Source organism: Clostridium sp. ATCC 25772, assembly GCF_001573875.1.
Taxonomy (GTDB): Bacteria; Bacillota; Clostridia; order Clostridiales; family Clostridiaceae; genus Clostridium_J; species Clostridium_J senegalense.
This window is the reverse complement of the sequence record NZ_LFRG01000008.1, coordinates 60543-79215: the sequence shown is the minus strand read 5'-3', so window position 1 is coordinate 79215 and position 18673 is coordinate 60543. Positions and strand designations below refer to the sequence as shown.

The following is an 18673-nucleotide window of genomic DNA, read 5'->3' as shown; positions in this document are numbered from 1 at the left end:
TCAAGATGGTTTTTACATTCTCTTAAATAGTATATTCTACTTACTAAAATCTCTTATACAGGATTCAATGAAATACCTATCACTATCTTTGATTGACTTTCCAAAACACTCTAAAGCTTCCCTTAACTCCTTTATTTGAATATTACTAGGAGCTATAAAGGATTGATTATATTTCAATTTCCACCTTTCAAGTGTTCTTTGCCCAAGCATTGAAATTTCTTTTTCTTTATCAGCACATAGTTCTAAAATATACCTTATAGCATTCCATTTACTTAATGAACATAAAAGAATGGCAGAATTAACTTTCACATGGTAATATGTATCTTCTTTAAAGATTTTATATATATTATCTATATCATTAGCATTAATCTCTTTGCCTAAAACCTTTCTTGCAGTCTTAGATATGCCTGCTCTTTTATCGTTTAAAAACAAAAGAATTTTTTCTTTATACTCTTCCATATTTAATCCTGCTAAAGAAATAATTGATGCCTTTACTATTTTAGTGATATCCGAATCTATAAACTTAGCAATAAGTTTTGAATCATTTTTATTACCTGTTTCTCCAAGTCCACAAATACTAGAATATAGTTTATCATTTTTCTCTATTCCATCATGGTATATTGCTGCAAAATCATATTTTTTATTTTTTGAAAGCAAGTATCGTGATAACTCTCTAACTGCTTGATTGTTATCAAATAAACTCTTTTCTAACATATTTATAGCTTCTTTAGATGCAAAATAATATAATAGTTCAAGTCCAATAATTCTTATTTGTGAATGCTTATCATTAATCAATAACTGTGAAATATCAATAAATTCCTCACCTGTTATTTCATTTTTTATATTTCTAAGTACAAATAGCCTATTGTAAGGATCACTATCCTTTATTAAATATTTTATAATACTTTTATTGTCTATAACTTTTCTTTCAAGGATTATCTTATAACAAGCTAACCTCATTTTTGAATCCGTTGATTGAAGTCCATATATTAATTTTTCAGAACCTTCTTTAGTAGTCATTATTGAAATAATTTTATCTATAATATGACTATGTTCATCCCTTGAACATTCCCTTAATCTTAATACTAAAGGTAAATTATCTACAAAATCCGTAATATATTCTAAAGTTATGTATCTTTCTAGTTGTTCTTTTGAAGTGTCTCTAACTTGACTTACCCAATCATTAAGCCTAATTAAGATGTATGGTATTTCATTTCCTGTTTTTATATTTGAAAGAGCAAGTATTGCCTTTTCTCTAAAATATCCATTTGGATGAAAACTACTTAACCCTAATATTGTAATCTTCTCCTCTTGTGACATTAAAGGATGAATCAGATCATTAGGATTTTTATTATTCCAATCATAATACCATTCAAAGGAAGTCCTTTCCCTAAATATTGTATCCATCTTAACTAGCTGACTAAAACTTAACGTCCTAACAAAATTATTGAGAATTTCTGCAGCCTGCAACTTCATTTTTTCATTATTACTAAGCAATAACTTAAATACATCTGGAATAGCTAATAATGTTAAATCATTAGCTAATAAGTCTCTAAATATTCTCTCTTCCCTTATGTTAATTTTCTCAAAATCTATTGAGTCATCTACCTTTACTGATTTTCTTTTATTATAGTTGGTTATTCTTTCTAAAACTTTTTTAATCATATTTATAATCACTTTCTTTCAGCTTTGGTTAACTATAGGGAAACAAGCTCCAACTTAAATTTATTCAATAACCTTAAAATATTTTCATACAAGATGCAGTGTTAAATTCTAAGTGATTCTGAGCATGTCTCACTATTTTAGGTATCCAAGTTTTGGAATGGATAATTTTAAAAGTCAACTTGGAACCCTATATTTAAATTCGTTATAATCTGGTACCATACATCTATTAATCCAATCATTCAAATCTTTATATACTTTAGTTTTAGGATATGCTTCACTTTCTTCTTTACCGAAAAATGTTAAATGCACTACACTGTACTATTTATAATAAATTTAATTTATATCATAAACATATACATCTATACCCCTAGAGCATATATTTTTATTTATTAATTTCTCAATTTCTTCCCATTTACCACCTGCAAGCCCACATCCAATTCTAGGCATATGTATAGTGGCATTTAATTCTATAGCTCTTTCTCCTACTTTTTCTAGACATTTATCAACAGCTTCATATCTAATAGGTGGGCCTGATTTGCCTCTTTTTATATCTCTTTGTCCTATCATATTAGCAACATATATATCTTCTGAAACTTGTACATACTGAACTTCTCCAAGTTCAAAATTAGAATCATCTTTATACCACTTTCTATATTCCTTCTCAGGTTTATTCCATCTTTTAGAAAGAGCTAATACAAATCCTTTACCCCATGCACCAATATCATTGCAAATATGGGCAATTATTTTATTTCCGTCTATACTCGGAGTAGTAGCATCGCCTTTCAAATATATAATTTCTTTTTTCATTTTTCTTTCCTCCAAAATCTATTTAGCATGTTATTCCTCTAAACTTCTCATTTCACATTTTCATTTTATATTTTAAATAAATTTATCTGTTTAACTCCTAAGTTTGTTGATAATGTGTAGCAGCTATATTGCATTCTTCACAGATAAAAGCATAATGTATACCTTCACCATATTCCTCAATATCAGCCCAATCAATTTGTGCAATAAACTTCATATGTTTTGAACATTTTGGACACTTTGGGTATTCTGCATCTTGTATCCAAGTAGGATATCCTCCGATTTGAGAAAATGTTGTTTGTAAAAATTCACTTGCTGCATGATAACAGTTTCTCTTTACCTTTGACATACTTATTGATGCTTTATAAATTGGACTTTCCTCATTAGTTGTATCACATAGATATTGTGGTTTAATATTTAATTTGCTCCAATATGTAGCTCCATTAGTATCAATATCAGTATATATAGGTTCATAGCAATTACACATAGGACAAGTTGCTATATTTAATCTGTTACCATTCAAATTCATAAATTCAAAAAATGAGTTAGTTAAATCAAAACTAACTAAATTAACTAATGCTTCTCCGCACCATTCACATTTTTTATCTTCTGTCTGCAAAAACAATACAGGTTCATCTACAAGAGGATTTTTCTTTTCAATAGCATAACAATCTTCAAAAAATAGATTTCTTCTTTTCCCCTCTTCTGTTAACTCCCATCCAGCCTCTAAAGAATATTCTTCTGGTGGAACATAAAGTTTATTTCTCCACTTAGGCGGATTCTTTCTCCATTGATAAAATAAATCTACAACTTTTGCATCACCAATCCAAGCTAAAGCTCTTAACATATGATTTAAACTTAAAGTATCTGAGCCTTTACTAACTTGTCCTATAAGATAATCCCTAACATCAATTGGAGCATCTTTAAATATTATGTCAGGATAACACTCATTTTTCTTTATTAAAGCCTTTAAGCATTCTTCCACTTCTGTATTGGTGTAACATACAATTGATAACAATATATCTTGTGCCATCTCTATGTTTTCACTTTCAATTAGATTTATAGCATAATCCTTCATCTTTTCTATATCTTCTTTACAAAGAGAAGTATACATTTCTTCAATACTTTTTTCGTATTTCACGTAATTTTCTAAAGGATTACATTTCTTAGGTTTGTGCATTATCTTTAAAATTTCAACAGGGTCACTTATGTTAGCATATAAATTAACGTCTTTCCTATTTTTCTTGATAAATTCCTCACGTTCTTTTCTTTTCATTCTTTGATAACATGGCATACAATATCCACCAGTTCTATCAGCTGTTATTTGTAAAATAGTTGCCTTGCAACCTTCCGTAATACAAGGTATTCGCTCACCCAAAATTATTCCTCCGTATCTATGCTATAACTTAAGTGAATAAATCTCTCTCTATATTTGTTCACTTTCGTTTGCCTTTTCTATGGTTTATAATCTTTAATATCTATATTTCTAACTCTATTCTATAAATTATTACATATATTTCAATAATATCATAAGTCTTAAGAAATATTAATCTATTGTTCCTTATTATGTAAAAGATTTTTTATTGCAAAATAACTTTTTAACTATACTAAAAACCACTTCAATGTTTAGAGTCAAGTTCTAAATATTAAAGTGGTTTTATGTAAATATTTTAAATTCAATTATTTACCAATAGTTATTTACCTAATTATTGTTAGTTTTTTCAAACTTATCATTTAGAATTAGACATCCTGGTTTATTTCTACATATATTTGCCCATATCAAAATACCTGCTATTGAAGATATTCTTCTAAAAACACTTTCATTAATTTTTTTCCCATATATACTACATGCAATATAACCTTCAATTGAATCTAAAGGAAGATTATCACTTCCTAACCTTGAGTTCATTGCATCTCCCTTTAAAGCTTTTCCATCTTTTCTTATAATTAATTTAACAGTTTCAATAAATACATCCCATGGTAAAAATGGATAAGTACTTAAGTTGTCCACATAAATCCCTTCGTCTTTCATAGTAGCATTTAAAAATTTATTTGCTTTCATAAGCGGAATTTTAGATGGATTTCCCTTTTCATCAAACTTTGCTTTTATTAATTCAATAATTTTATCTTCATCCATAACATTACTTCCCCTACCACTCATTTGTTTTATATTATTAAATTTAATCATGGAACCTTCAATTTTTTCTGCATACCCTTCTTCTATTAAAATTTTACCAACATACGAAGCAATAGCAGTCTTTGTTATATGTTCTTGGAGCCAATATCCTAAGCTATCAGTTTGAGCTTTGTTTCTTGAAGTCCCTATACTAATTATCATATTATCAAATCTTTTTAGCAATAACTGATACTGTTGCCTAGTAATTTCTATAGAACCAACTTTACCAAAGTATATCATAGTTCCAAATTTAACACAGCCATCATATGTAAAACTACTTCCATTTGCCCATGTTTCCAATTTTTTAGGATTACTAATCATCAATATAAATTGATTGCTATCTTGAGGTAATAACAAAAGTTTATGAGGATTGTTGCTTTCCCACTTATTTAATCCATTATCAATTAAATATTTACCTATTTTTATACTTCGTAATTCTAAACAATTCTCCCAAAATGTATCATAAAGAGGTATTTCCACACTATTCCCAAATTGTCCAATATGTATACTAACACTCTCCCAAGTTACATCAAAAAATTTATCTCTATCTAATTTAGAAATCCTTACTCCATAACCCGAACCAAAAACATTGTAACTACCATCATTCCATGTGGTTACTTTCATAATATTACCTCCATAATTATGCTTTTAAATATTATTTCTAACATGTAGATTTATACCTAAGTCACTTTTATATTAATATTTTTTAAGTTCTATATATTCACCTAACTTTAATTAAGAAATTATCCACCCATTTTCAATTTATGATCTTGTTATTGTATTAATTTTTGTTGGATTCCAATGTAATCTGCATTTATAAGTCAAAGGATATAATTTTAAGCCTAATATTATTCCTATTTTATCATATGTTAATTGAATCTCATCTTCTCTGATTTGTTTTAAAAATCCATTAACTTTAAAAATTATACTCACCTACTATATATTTACGCCCAACTTATCTAGTCTTAATATTCTTGTTTATTAATTTGACTATATTTTAATATAATATTAAAATATAGCCACAAAAAATAGATGGTATTGTTCACATATAATACTCATTATTTATAAAATTTATTAAATAATATCAAAATATATTTGTTTTTTTAAGTAATAATTAAATATTGATTTAACTATTCTTTAATACAAAATCTGCATTTTCAATTGGAGAATATTCTAAGATATATTTTTCTTCTGCTGGGAAGTATCGTTTTTCGTATTTACATTTTATATCTTCCAATCCACCTATATATCCATCTCTTGCTAAAACTCTATTTAATCTGACTTCTCGTGGTACATCAAGGTAAATTATAAAATCTAAATAGGTTTTTAGTTCTTTTTTTTGCAAGAATATTCCTTCTAATATTAATACAGAGCCATGAAGTAAATTGATCCTTTGGGTAATATATCTATCATTTTCTTTATCATATATTTCTATTTGTTTATCTATTATTTCTCCATTTTTTATAGGAGATAAAATTTCTTTCACTAAATAATCATATCTCCATTGCACATTGTAATAACAATACCACTCTTCTTTAGACATATCATATCTAATGCATTTTGGGTGAATAAAATCATCAATATGCAACACATAAGAAGAATAATTTTCATTCTGTAATTGCAATTTTAACGAATTAACAAGTGTACTTTTACCTGCTCCGCCTAAGCCATCAATCCCAATAATATATATTTTTTTAGAAATATCTTCATTTTTCAATTTGTTTATCAAAAACTCCATTTCAAATTTCTCCTTTTTATACTTTTTGTTCATACTACGTAATAATTTACAAAACATTATATACTATACATATATCGGTTCTCTACTTTAAAAATCTTTTACTTTGGTATATAAATGTTCTACATTGCTTTGAACTATAAAATTTTTAGTCTTTATCTGTGTCTAATAATTTAAGTGGTTTAAATCACTTAATATAATTACTGATGTATTTTATTGCAATACAATTAAACCTATTCATACATTTTTTTAAATTGATATCCTGAATATAATATAATCCTTCTTTATGTTTACCTCTTTCACGAGAGTATCTTTGTATTTTAGAAAGTTTTATACCTTTGAAACTTTCAGTAAAGAATACTTCATACACTTCGACAACCTCATCAAAATTTCCTTTACCTAAAAATGTGCTTATGAAATCAAAAATTAATTATTTACACTCTAATGTAGTTATGTAATCACTTACGATAAAACACTCTTTTAATGTAATATTCTACATTTTATACAAATGATAGAAATAGCATTTTGAAGCTTGATAATCAACCCTAACCACTCATTGTAAATAATCTATAGCATTTCACTCGTTTGTATAACACCGTTTAAATCATGTTATAATTAATTTAATTTACAGCTACTTTGTTTCAAACAAATTATATGATAAACATTTTCTAAAGCATAATCTCAATCTAAATAATTTGATAATAGGAGTGAATTATATTGGAAAGTAAAATGAAAGTGCATTTTATGGGCATATGCGGAAGCGGTGCTGCACCTATAGCAATCATTGCAAAAAATAATGGATTTGATGTTTCAGGATGTGATTTAAATACATCAGGCTATTATAAAGATGCTCTTATAGAAAATAATATAGAAATTTTTGAAGGTCATGATTTAAGTCATATAAAGAATATTGATATTTTAGTTATATCCCCTGCAATTTTAGATGTTTCCCCTAATCATCCAGAAATATTGGAAGCTAAAAAAAGAGGAATTCTGATGACATGGCAGGAGTATTCAGCTATAGGGTTCCAGGTTGACTTTTAAAATTACTTATTCCAAAACTTGGATACCCAAAATAGTGAGATATGCTCGGAAACACTTAGAATTCAACAATACATTTTGTATAAAAATATTTTAAAGCTATTGAATAAATTTAAATGCGAGCTTGTTTCCCTATAGATATATACAAAATGGAAAGTTTGTTATTTCTATTGCAGGTACACATGGTAAATCTACAACTACAGTATTAATGGGACTTGTTTTGGAAAATGGAGGACTAGATCCAACTGTTGAAGCTGGAACAACATTTAAGAATTGGGGCGGCGGATATAGAATCGGAAATTCAAATTATTTTATATGTGAAGCAGATGAATTTAACAATAACTTTTTAAATTACAGCTCTTCAATAGCTATAATAAATAATGTAGAGATGGATCATCCAGAGTTTTTTAAAGATATAACTGAAGTTAAAGATTCTTTTAAAAATTTTATAAAAAAGCTTAATGAACCAAAAATTTTAATTGTTAATGAAGACAGTAATGCTATTAGAGAAATATTATATGATTTAAAAGACTGGTTAAATAAAGAAGGCGTAAAAGTTATTGGATATTATATAGATAATAAAATTAAATTTCCTTTTCACATGGAATATAAAGCTGAATTAAATTCAAATACTCCTGAATATTCATCATTTAAAGTAGTAAATGGTAATAATGAATATACTTTTAAGCTTGGATTAATAGGTAAGCATAATGTTCAGAACTCTTTAGGCGTGTTAATCACTGCCCTAGAGTTAGGTTTTAGCATAGACTCAATAAAAAACTCTTTTGAAAATTTTAAAGGAATAGGCAGAAGGCTAGAATTAATAGCAGATATTGATGATATTAAGATTTTTGACGACTTTGCTCATCATCCTACTGCTGTCGCTACTACATTAGATTCAATCAAACTTAGTTATCCAGAAAAAAAGATTTTTGCTATTTTTGAGCCACATCAACTTTCAAGGGTGAAACTATTCTTTAATGAGTTTGCTACAGCATTAAGAAAAGCTGATAGAGTTATTATTACAAAACCTTTTTTAGGACGAGAAGCAAGTAAAAATATAGAGCCAGTTAATTTAGATATGCTATGTAATAAAATAGATGTAGATAAATCAGAATATATAGAAAACTCCAACGAAATATGCAATAAAATCCTTAACGAAGTTAAAAGTGGAGATATAATTATAGTTTTTGGAGCTGGTGAATCTTATAAGTTATCTAGAAAAATTATTGATGTATTAAAAGAAAAGACTATGTTTAAATAAAAAACTATGTTTTATAATGATGATAATAATGTAATATAAATTGAGAGGACTTTTATATGTCCTCTCAATTTATATTTTAAAGATATTATTCAATTAAATTTACTATAGCTTATGCTCATTATCTTCAATTATATATTATTATTTTTGTACATTTAAATCCATTGTTCAAATATAACTAAATAGCTTTTTTATTTAAATCTGCACAAATAAAGTAATTTCATCAATTCTTGCTTCTTGTAAACTATTAATAGCAAAAAGTAAAAGTTTCTTTCCGTATCCTTTATTTTGATATTTTGGGTTTACGAACAAGTGGTCTATTATATTTTCATGTATTTCAACAGAACCTATTATCTCTTTATCTGTAAACATAATAAAAACATTAGATTTTTTTATTCATTTCGTGTACAACAACTTCATTCATTTTTACATACCCCAAAATATGAATAATCTCTATTTTAAAATTATCTCTTTGTTTAATTATATATTATTTACACCTTAATCATATAAATAATTAAAAATTCACATTCATTAATACATCATGTATATCCCAACCTAATGAGCCTGCACACCATCCCTGATTAGCTAATATCACTGCAACTACATTAGTACTAGGATAATAATATAGCCTACAGCTAACTCCATACTCTTCCCCAGTGTGTCCACACCTAACTATCTCTTTACTTTCTTTATTTAATATAAATTCATTTGCGTAGCCATACATCCATATATAATTTCTTGGCGTATCATCATATTCAAGAACTTTTGGTATAAACATCTCCGTTGACATTTTTTCACTTAGAAATTCATTATTTCTTAAAGCTTCTATGAATTTTATTAGATCATCTGCAGTTGAAATAGCTCCACCATCGGAAGCGGCATTAGGTGTTGTTGTATATATATTTCTTTTCCATCCTATAATTTTTTTATTACTATCTAAAATAGCTTCATAACCTTCAGCAACTAAATCATCAACATCATCTAGTGAGATAAAATTAGAACCATCCATATTTATCTTTGAAAAAATGTTTTGTCTAACATAATCAAAATAAGATAAACCTGATGCTTTTTCTATTATAAGACCTAATAATATATATCCTGCACCATTATAATGATATTTCTCATTAACTTTACTAACAGGTTCTTTATGAATAAATAATTCCAAATAATCTTCCAATCTACGCATTTTATAAATTGGTATATCAGACCAAAGTTTTTCCCACTCATCATCATCCTGTTCTTCATCAAAATAATCTGCAATACCAGAAGTATGTGTTAGCAGACTTTCGATTGTCACATCATTAGGAATTTTACTATTTTCAAGGTTTAAATATTCTACAACTTTAGTACTAAAGGATACCTTCCCAGATTCAATTAGTTGAAGAATAGCTACTGCTGTAAACATTTTGGAGATTGATGCAATCCTAAAGCGAGTTTGCAAACTATTATTCACTCTCCAAGTTCTATTTGCATATCCATATGCTCCTGAGAAAATTTCTTCATTTCCTTTCTTTATTAATACAACACCTGAAAATTGATTTTTATTAACCCTATCAGAAATTAATTCATTAATTTGTTCTCGTAAATTCATGACCATTCCCCCTAGCCCTAAAGTTTTAAGATAAATTTTAAAATTATTCATTCCATCGCTTGAATACTGCAAATAGTAATGTATTGTTTTAAGTACCTAAATTAAACACTCTATTTCGTATAAAAATATTTTTAAGCTATCGAATAAATTTAAACTCAAGCTCATTTTCCTATATATTACATTAATTATAACTCATATAATATGAGTTTCTATATCACAAACGTTTCTGAACTATTTTTTATATAAAAGTATTAATATATTAAATGAAAAAACTATGTTTTATAATGATGATAATAATGTAATATGAATTGAGAGGACTTCTATATGTCTTCTCAATTTATATTTTAAAGATATTGTTTGAATCTGGAACAAATAAAGTAATTCCATCAATTCCTGATTTTTGTATTAATAGCAAAGTTAATATTTTTTTTATAATAATGAATTTATTATTATTTCCTATGCCTTAAATCTAAGACGCAAATGGAAGTTTCAAATAAATTGTCAAGCTAATTATTACATTTAGCTTGACAATTCATCATATATTTCTAACGGCTCAACTCCCTTATTTCTAAAATTAAATACTATAATATCCAAAATACTATACATTTTTTATTAAATTATTTATTTTTTATCCCTTACTAAAATAACTTCATCTGAATGTCTTCTATCTTTGTACGAGTAGACACTAAAATCTCTTTTTCTTCATCTCCAACTATATGATTTGACTTTAATAATCTAAGACCATTCTTCAACTTTGAATTAATTAAATTCAATACATATATATTGTCAAACCTACTATAAATTGAATCTCCGCCTAACCCAGTTAAACATATAAGTTGGGTATTGCTTTTCTTAGCAATATCCATCAAAGGTTTTAAAAGATGAGCAGCATTAGTTTGAGCAAAAGGATTATCCATAATTAATACCTTACTTTCTTCTTTTCTAGTAAAAATATCTTTATCCTCTTTTCTCATATATGATAATAAGCTTGCTAAAACTACAAAAGCAGATAAGAAACCTTCTCCCCCTGAGTTTTTTGAAACATCATCCCAACTAATTTGTTTTTGTTTATTTTCTTCTATTTTATATAGTTTAATATTTATACTACTTATAATTACTATCTCATCATACAATTTAATTATATTTAATCTATTATCTATTAGCTCACTAATATTTTCATTTTTCTCTAATAAATCTATACATTGATTTCTTAAAGTTTCAACAAACCCTTTTATTCTCAATTTATAGACCTCTTCATTCTCTTCCCAATTTGGCTGAAAAATATTTAACATTTTTACTCTTTTACCATTAATATCAATAGAAGAATTGTTATCTAACTGACTAATATTTTTATAAACAATTGATATATATTCCATAATATTATCAATAATATTATTTCTTTCTTTATTGATTAATTCTATATCTTCCTTTAATTTTTCTATAATTGTATTATAGGATTGTGTGATTATGTTTAACTGGGAAATAAATTTATCTGGATTATTTACAAAACTCATTAACCCATAAATTGATTCCTTAAATAATGAATCTTCACTAAATATTTTCTCTTTGCTTAATTTCTCTACAATTCTTTCCAGCTTTTTATTTGCACTATCAACATTTTCATTATTTATCCTATTGTCTCTCTTTAATTTTCCTATATAATCCTTTAAATTAACATCTTTTAAATTTAATTCTAAAATTTCTCTTATTTCAAAATCAAACTCATCTAAGGAACTTGCATATACATTAAGATCATTAATAATTTTATTTTTTTCTTTTTCTTTAGAGTATAATTCTTTTTCTTTTATCGATAACTTTGCTAGCTCCTCTTTATAATTTTTATTTAAAATAAGGTTCTTTTCCTTAGGATTAAAAGTATTAACAATCTTATTTATTTCATCCTTTAAATGACTAACATCACTGTCTATTTTTGCACTTTCTATTTGAAATTGAGTAATAATCTTTTCAATATTAGTTAATGATTTATTATATTTATCTATTTCATTTTCTATCTCATTAAACTTTGAATAATTATAGTTTATATTAATATAATCATCATCTACTAGATTATAATTTGAAGCACTATCAACTAATTGCTTTTGAATAATTAAATATTTTTCATTAAAATCTTTTTGTCTTTCAATTAATTCCTCATAAGAATTCTTAATTCCAGATACTAGTGCATCGTATTCAGATTTTAAATCTTCTAAATCTTTCTTGATAAGATTGCCACACTCATAGGAGGAATATTTATTTATATTAATATTTATTACATCTAATGAATGATTATAGTTTCTAATTGCTTCTTCTTTAAGTTTTAAATTTTTTAAAATATCCTCTAAAGATTTTTTTGCATTTTTATTATATTCTGTAGCTATTTTAAGTTTTTCTTCATTTTCTTCTTCATTCTTCTTATTGTTTTTATACTCCTCATATTCTTTATATAATTCATTGTAATCATCACTTTTATAATTAAGTTTAATTAAATCTCTTTTAAACTTTTCTATTTCCTCTGAACTATTTTTAATATTTTTTTCTACTTCACCTATTTTATTAGTTAATAATATTATTTCTTTTTTATTTGTAACTATCTTTTCTTTAATTTCTTCTATTTCATTTAGTAATTGATTATATGTAGACATTGTCAATGATGACTCTTTTATAAAAATTTTCTTATCTATATAAAATTCTTTAGTTTCTTCTTTTTCTAATATTTTTATTTCTAACTTTCTAATCTCTTCCTCATATTCTTTTATTAGACTGTTTAACTGCTTTTCATCTAGCAATTTATTATTAAAAGAAATATAGAAATTCATTCCACTATACTCTACAATATTGTTATCTTCATTAACTAATCCTTCTTCTAGAATTTCTCTATCAATAATTGGAATAGGACTAGATGTAAATGATTCTAGCTTCTCTTTCTTTAATATTTCTATTTTATTTCTATCCATAATTAGCGAATAAGGGATAAAAGGATTTCTTTTTACAATAGCTTCATTTTTCTCCTTTGAATATCCATTATTTTTTAGCCATTTCATTCCATATATAATATCAATATCTCTTTTATTTAATTCTGCCTCAAGCTCCTTTGGTAACTCTAAAACCTTTCCTGTTTTTAAAACATTTAATTGTTTTAGAAGTTTTTCATACTCCTTATTAAATTCTCTTATATCATTAGTTAATATTTGAATCTTTTTTTCTAGTTTTTGAGTAATAACTTCTTTTTTAAAAATTATGTCTTCATCTGCATCTAGATATTTTAATATATCTTTTATTTTTTCAAGTTCACTATTGTATTCTGCTAATTTTTTATTTTTATATTCTATATCTAAGTTTAGCTGTCCTATCTCATTATTTTTATTCTCTTGTAATGATTTTTTGCCTTTGAATTCTTCATTTAAGTTTATATATCTCTTTTCTTCATCTATTCTCTTTTTATTAAGCATTTCTATTGAACTTTCAATTTCTTTAGATAAAAATATTAAATCTTCATCATTATAATAGCCTGTTAAATTTCTTAATAAATTTTCACTATACTTTTTGTTAAATCTATTTTCAGTTTTATCATAACTATTTATTTTTGCCTTTAATTCACCTATCTTATTATTAAGTCTGTTAACATAAACTTCGTTATTATTTACAGATTCATTTAATTCTATATTTTTATCTTGTAATGCTTTTTCTTCCTTCTCTAAAACTGAAACTTCCTCTTCTAACTTACACTTTTCTACTTTTAACAATTTTAAAATAGAAAATCCCAAATCATTAATTCTAGGTCCCTTATCGCCTTCTTCTTCTTTTAAAACCTTTAGTTTATTTTCTATTTCTAGTAATTCTTTAGATATATCTTTATATCTACCATAAAGCTCTGCACATCTTAATATGTTTTTTTCCTTTTTCAGTGATTCTACTTCACTTAAACAATCATCTTTTTCATTGTTAGCATTATCAATTTTCTTTTTTATAATGTCTAACTCATCTAAAAGATTATATATTCTCATGGAAATCTCTTCATACTGAATTTCTTTTTTTTCATTAAGTACCTTTTCTAATAGCCCTTGAATATCTTTTAATATTCTTTCTTGTGATAGTATTTCATCATAAAAATATTTTTTTGAATTTGCTATCTTATTTTCATGACTTTCTTTAAATTTAATCATTTCTTTAAAGTTATTAGCTATTTCTCCAACTTCTATAGCCTTTTCATTAAATATTTCAATCTTATTTTTTCTATCAATATTACTCTTATTAGTTTTATATTGAATAATATATCTCGTTATTATTTCCTTATAATTTTTAATCCTATCTTCATCTTTATTTAGTTTCTTTTCTATAGTAGGTAAAAACCAAGTTTTTATTAGCCCTTCTGAATTCTTTGCTTCCTTAAATAATTCAGATAATCCTGATTCCTTTAAGTTAATTTTTCTAATAATATTTTCCCATTCTTTATTATCAATTCCATATTCTCTAAGCTTATTAAAATATGCCTTTGATGTAGTATAATTATTCATGTCATAATAATTAAAATTATATTTACTATCCTTCTTTAAATCTTCAAACATTTTTTTTGAATTAATAAAACTTTTTATTCTTCTACTACCTTCATTTTCTTCTATTATTGGAAAATTATTTATATCATACTCATTTTTATTTTTATATTCATAAACAAAATTAACTATATCCAACCTATCTTTTGAATTTTCATCTGATGAGGAATCCTTTTTTCTAACCATCATTCCTGTTAATAAATAGCCAGCATCATCTTCTAAATTCCATTCTACTAATATGTATGTAGGAGTCCTATTAGTAAAGTAACTTTCAAAAGGTCTATCACCTAAATCTCTATTTCTTCTATTGGCAAATGGAGCCATGATCATTTGAACTAAAACAGATTTACCTCCACCATTTCTCAAATTGAGCATGGTATTTTCACCATTAAAATAAAATATTTCATCATCTATTTTCATTGTATTATTATTATAATTTAAATTTACAATTCTAAAATTATTAATATTGCTCATCTGCTTCCTCTCCTAATGCCCTAAGGACTCTATTATAATTATTTTTATTTAGTACATGCCAATCCATAAAATTATCTAATTTATTAGTAGTTTTTATCATATCATCACTTTGAATATAATAAATCAAGCCTTGTTTATCTAAAAAGTCTAATATAGTATTTACAAAACCTTCTTTAGTTGTCTTAGATGTACTTTTTTTATCACTAGCTTTCAAAGATTCGAACCTTTCTAATATATTACTAAAAGCTATACCATTTTCATCCTCATCTTCTTCATTTGATCTCTCTACACCTTCTCTTAACTTTTCTGTAAGAGTATTCAAAAATTCTCCAACTTTAATAAAATCTCTGCATTTACTACTAAGACCTGTTGCTCCATAAAAAGAAACTATTAATGTCAAAATAACAAATTGAGATAAATAATAATCCTTGTCATTAGCTCCTGACTTACATAATTTCTTTTTTAGTTCACCTTTAGAATACCCTAAAAAATCATTATCCTGATTAGGTATTAAATATATAACTGAACCAAACTTTTTAATTTCACATTCTAATTCTTCTCCTGCAATTTTTACAAGTTCTGCAATATTCTCATTTTCTGAATAAGATTTATATAGTTCTACTTCATTTTCTTTTAATTCACTATTCTTTAATAAATAATATAATATCTTGTTGCTTAGTTTTATTTCTTCTAATGAATAATCCATTATATTAAATTCCTTCCCGTAAATACTTCAAATATAATATCGGAACAAATAAAATTCTTTAAATCTCCATTTTCATCTTTTATATGTTCTAACTTAACATCATCACCATCTTCTACCTTATTTATTCTAATTACTAGAATCTTTGATAACAAATTATTTCCTTCAATAATATCTAATATACTTTTATTAAGTTGAAATTCTATCTCACCACTTTCAATTGCAGTTTTTCTTTCTTCCTTCAACTCATTAATATTTATCGCTCTAGCCTTTAACATTTCAATGATGACTTCCCTAAATATCTCAACAGTTGGCATAATTGAATCTATCAATACTTCACTTTTTTTAATCATGTTATTAATTTTACTTAAAGTTACTTTTCCATCTTTCAGTGCAAATTCTAATATTAATTCAATTATTTTATTACATTTTTCAATACGTTCAAGTTTTCTTTTATTCTCCATTTCAGTTGCGCCTTCTTCACTAAAAGATAATATTTCCTCGTCCTCTTCATTATCCTTAGCTCTTACTGGCTGTTGAAATTGAAATGCCTTATTTATGTTATAATTTTTATTAGGACTTTTCGTAAATAAAGATGAAAATAACATATGAATATTTTCTAATTTATTTGGATTTTCTAACACCTTATTAAATACTTCATTTCTAATATCAAACCTTTCAATTAAAGCCATTTTCGATATATTTTCTAGCTCATTACCATAAACACTTTTTAAATCAAAATGACTTTTTAATATTCTTTGTTCTTCATCAATAGTTCTTCCAAGATATTCATTTATAATTCTTAGATTCATTAGATTTTCTGTTTCTTCTTCATTTAAATCCTTAATATGAATATCTTTCTCTTCAAATTCTAGAATTTTCTCTTCGATTGATTCTTTATGAGCTAAAAACTTCTTTCTATTTTTATTTAAAATTTCAATATTACCTTCCATCATTGTCTTATATTCATCTACAGAATAGGTTAATGGAGATTCCTTAATTCTTCTTATGTCATCCTCCATTTTTTGAACTCTTCTTCTCATATTGTTAAAAATGTTTTTCATGTCATCTAAAGCTTTGTCATAAGATGCTTTATCTAAATGAAGCTTAAAGATTATTTCTTGAATAGTTAACTTAAGGCTTTCCTCTACCTCTAATGTTGATAAAATCAATTCATATCCTTCTTCTGTCAATGAATAAGATACTCGTCTAACCTCTTCTATGTATTCCATCCTATTTTTTATAAAATTTATATTTATATCACAATATTCTGCTTTTCTATAATCCAGCGCCTTAAAATACATCGCTTTGCCTTCATCACAAAGAATTACATTAACAATAAATTCTCCAAGCTCTTTACAATCTTCGTAAGTAATACTTTTCTTATAATATATAGAATTTATCTCATCAATAAATCCCCCAATATCATCAATTGTACATAATTCTTCTTTTAAAGATTGTTCCATTATAAATAGTAATACTGAAAATATTAAATTATCCTGTTCATAGCTTTCAATAAATCCATACTTATCCCAAGTTCTTTTTGAAATACTATTTCTAAATAACAAAGAATATGCACCTATTTTCTTCATTCTTATATGATGCTGATTTAAAAAATCTAATTTCATTTTTCCTCCATTTGTAAATCAATAATATTTATTATCTCTTGAGGGATATATAAATCATTATTTAATATTTCTTTAATTTTCTCTCTATATTCTAAAGAAAATTCTTGCAAAAAATATTCATTAATTTTTCTATTTTGACCTTCTTTTATCTTTGGTAAACTGCTTATATTTCCAACTTTATCAATCATTTTTTTATATCCCTCTATAAAAGGCTTTATATCATACTGATCTTTATATGCAAAATAAAAACTTTCGTAAATAAGAATACCTTCATAATCGAGGTCACCAAAATAGAATATTTTATTTTCTCTATTTGATAAATAATCTTCAACAGATACTTCATAATCTTTAAAAGCTTTTATTATTCCTTTACCAGCTCCATAAATTACTGTATCTATTACTCTTCCAAAAATCTTATTTTTTGAATTTATTAAATACTTTCTCATGGTATAATAAGTATCTTTATTTTCTAAGATTAATATATTTTGAGGTGACTTTTTAAATTTTGAATAATAAGCTAAGGGTTCAGATGTGTCATAATAATTTAAACATTCTGTTTGCAAACCAAGATTTTTTAATATTGCTTTTCCTTCTTCCTTTTGCAAAAACTTTTCCCTACCCCATATCTGAAATGATCTTTCGTTCATAGATACAGGTATTTCTAATAGATTTTCTTTTTCTTTAATAAATAAATCTAATAATAAAATATATTTTCTATGCTCTTTATACTTGTTTATGTTTTTTTTATAATAGGAAACATCAAATTTTATTGATATTTTGTAATTAAGTTCACTTAAATAAAATGAATTATCCTCTACCTCTTCAATAACTCTGTACCTTTCATATAGTGCTGGTTTCTTGCCATTACCACCACTACTTTTAATTGCTTCTATCTCATTATTTTCTATAAGTTTAGTTACTAAGTCATATAAATCACTATAAGAATCTATTTTATATATTTTTTTTATTTCATCTATGGTAATCTTTTTTTTGTTAAATTTGTCTTTTATATTCATAATCTATCCTATTCTTATTTGTTATTTAT

The 18673-nt window shown here is 25.4% G+C and carries 14 protein-coding genes and 1 pseudogene; 2 read left to right on the top strand and 13 right to left on the bottom strand.

Translation table 11 applies throughout. The features are described from left to right. Positions 1–36 precede the first annotated feature (36 nt). The 7 genes and pseudogenes from AZI32_RS04095 to AZI32_RS18910 all read right to left on the bottom strand — a co-directional run. Positions 37–1665: a hypothetical protein gene (locus AZI32_RS04095; protein WP_061994627.1), complete on the bottom strand. Its 1629-nt coding sequence runs from the start codon at positions 1663–1665 to the stop codon at positions 37–39. Positions 1666–1839: 174 nt separating this feature from the next. After that, complete coding sequence (locus tag AZI32_RS19010) at positions 1840–1974, bottom strand: hypothetical protein (RefSeq protein ID WP_275934971.1); 135 nt, start codon at positions 1972–1974, stop codon at positions 1840–1842. Between the two features lie 24 nt (positions 1975–1998). After that, on the bottom strand, positions 1999–2472 hold the full coding sequence (locus AZI32_RS04090; RefSeq protein WP_061994626.1) for a macro domain-containing protein: 474 nt from the start codon (positions 2470–2472) through the stop codon (positions 1999–2001). Between the two features lie 97 nt (positions 2473–2569). After that, on the bottom strand, positions 2570–3847 hold the full coding sequence (locus AZI32_RS04085) for a DUF1963 domain-containing protein (RefSeq protein ID WP_061994625.1): 1278 nt from the start codon (positions 3845–3847) through the stop codon (positions 2570–2572). A gap of 324 nt (positions 3848–4171) precedes the next feature. Continuing rightward, complete coding sequence (locus tag AZI32_RS04080; RefSeq protein ID WP_061994624.1) at positions 4172–5269, bottom strand: hypothetical protein; 1098 nt, start codon at positions 5267–5269, stop codon at positions 4172–4174. A gap of 502 nt (positions 5270–5771) precedes the next feature. Beyond that, positions 5772–6383: a P-loop NTPase fold protein gene (locus AZI32_RS04075; RefSeq protein WP_061994623.1), complete on the bottom strand. Its 612-nt coding sequence runs from the start codon at positions 6381–6383 to the stop codon at positions 5772–5774. An 87-nt stretch (positions 6384–6470) separates the two neighbouring features. Beyond that, positions 6471–6807: pseudogene (locus tag AZI32_RS18910) on the bottom strand (hypothetical protein); the annotation flags it as partial. 290 nt (positions 6808–7097) lie between these two features. Between AZI32_RS18910 and AZI32_RS04065 the strand changes: the two are divergent. Together AZI32_RS04065 and AZI32_RS04060 are read left to right on the top strand one after the other, a co-directional pair. Beyond that, a complete protein-coding gene (locus AZI32_RS04065) occupies positions 7098–7424 on the top strand; it encodes a Mur ligase domain-containing protein (RefSeq protein ID WP_061994622.1) in 327 nt (108 codons plus the stop codon). A gap of 121 nt (positions 7425–7545) precedes the next feature. Next, complete coding sequence (locus tag AZI32_RS04060; protein WP_242865257.1) at positions 7546–8685, top strand: Mur ligase family protein; 1140 nt, start codon at positions 7546–7548, stop codon at positions 8683–8685. A 192-nt stretch (positions 8686–8877) separates the two neighbouring features. Here the strand turns inward: AZI32_RS04060 and AZI32_RS17875 are convergent, their stop codons facing one another. From AZI32_RS17875 to AZI32_RS04035, 6 genes are all read right to left on the bottom strand, one after another. Beyond that, positions 8878–9054, bottom strand: coding sequence for a GNAT family N-acetyltransferase (locus tag AZI32_RS17875; RefSeq protein WP_242865256.1), 177 nt, complete (start codon positions 9052–9054; stop codon positions 8878–8880). Positions 9055–9196: 142 nt separating this feature from the next. Continuing rightward, complete coding sequence (locus AZI32_RS04055) at positions 9197–10273, bottom strand: serine hydrolase domain-containing protein (protein WP_061994621.1); 1077 nt, start codon at positions 10271–10273, stop codon at positions 9197–9199. A gap of 638 nt (positions 10274–10911) precedes the next feature. Next, the gene (locus tag AZI32_RS04050; RefSeq protein WP_061994620.1) at positions 10912–15297 is read right to left on the bottom strand and encodes a hypothetical protein; all 4386 of its coding nucleotides are present in this window, start codon (positions 15295–15297) and stop codon (positions 10912–10914) included. Continuing rightward, on the bottom strand, positions 15284–16003 hold the full coding sequence (locus AZI32_RS04045) for a DUF6063 family protein (protein ID WP_061994619.1): 720 nt from the start codon (positions 16001–16003) through the stop codon (positions 15284–15286). Before AZI32_RS04045 ends, AZI32_RS04050 begins: the two co-directional genes overlap by 14 nt. Beyond that, positions 16003–17628: a hypothetical protein gene (locus tag AZI32_RS04040; RefSeq protein WP_061994618.1), complete on the bottom strand. Its 1626-nt coding sequence runs from the start codon at positions 17626–17628 to the stop codon at positions 16003–16005. The genes AZI32_RS04045 and AZI32_RS04040 overlap by 1 nt, the downstream gene beginning before the upstream one ends. Beyond that, on the bottom strand, positions 17625–18644 hold the full coding sequence (locus tag AZI32_RS04035; RefSeq protein WP_061994617.1) for a Wadjet anti-phage system protein JetD domain-containing protein: 1020 nt from the start codon (positions 18642–18644) through the stop codon (positions 17625–17627). Before AZI32_RS04035 ends, AZI32_RS04040 begins: the two co-directional genes overlap by 4 nt. Between the last annotated feature and the right edge of the window lie 29 nt (positions 18645–18673).

What these genes read in the sequence shown, in the direction of transcription:
- AZI32_RS04095 (WP_061994627.1), bottom strand. Translation starts at nt 1,665, where the DNA reads ATGATTAAAAAAGTTTTAGAAAGAATAACCAACTATAATAAAAGAAAA.
- AZI32_RS04090 (WP_061994626.1), bottom strand. Translation starts at nt 2,472, where the DNA reads ATGAAAAAAGAAATTATATATTTGAAAGGCGATGCTACTACTCCGAGT.
- AZI32_RS04080 (WP_061994624.1), bottom strand. Translation starts at nt 5,269, where the DNA reads ATGAAAGTAACCACATGGAATGATGGTAGTTACAATGTTTTTGGTTCG.
- AZI32_RS04075 (WP_061994623.1), bottom strand. Translation starts at nt 6,383, where the DNA reads ATGGAGTTTTTGATAAACAAATTGAAAAATGAAGATATTTCTAAAAAA.
- AZI32_RS17875 (WP_242865256.1), bottom strand. Translation starts at nt 9,054, where the DNA reads ATGTTTACAGATAAAGAGATAATAGGTTCTGTTGAAATACATGAAAAT.
- AZI32_RS04055 (WP_061994621.1), bottom strand. Translation starts at nt 10,273, where the DNA reads ATGAATTTACGAGAACAAATTAATGAATTAATTTCTGATAGGGTTAAT.
- AZI32_RS04050 (WP_061994620.1), bottom strand. Translation starts at nt 15,297, where the DNA reads ATGAGCAATATTAATAATTTTAGAATTGTAAATTTAAATTATAATAAT.
- AZI32_RS04045 (WP_061994619.1), bottom strand. Translation starts at nt 16,003, where the DNA reads ATGGATTATTCATTAGAAGAAATAAAACTAAGCAACAAGATATTATAT.
- AZI32_RS04040 (WP_061994618.1), bottom strand. Translation starts at nt 17,628, where the DNA reads ATGAAATTAGATTTTTTAAATCAGCATCATATAAGAATGAAGAAAATA.
- AZI32_RS04035 (WP_061994617.1), bottom strand. Translation starts at nt 18,644, where the DNA reads ATGAATATAAAAGACAAATTTAACAAAAAAAAGATTACCATAGATGAA.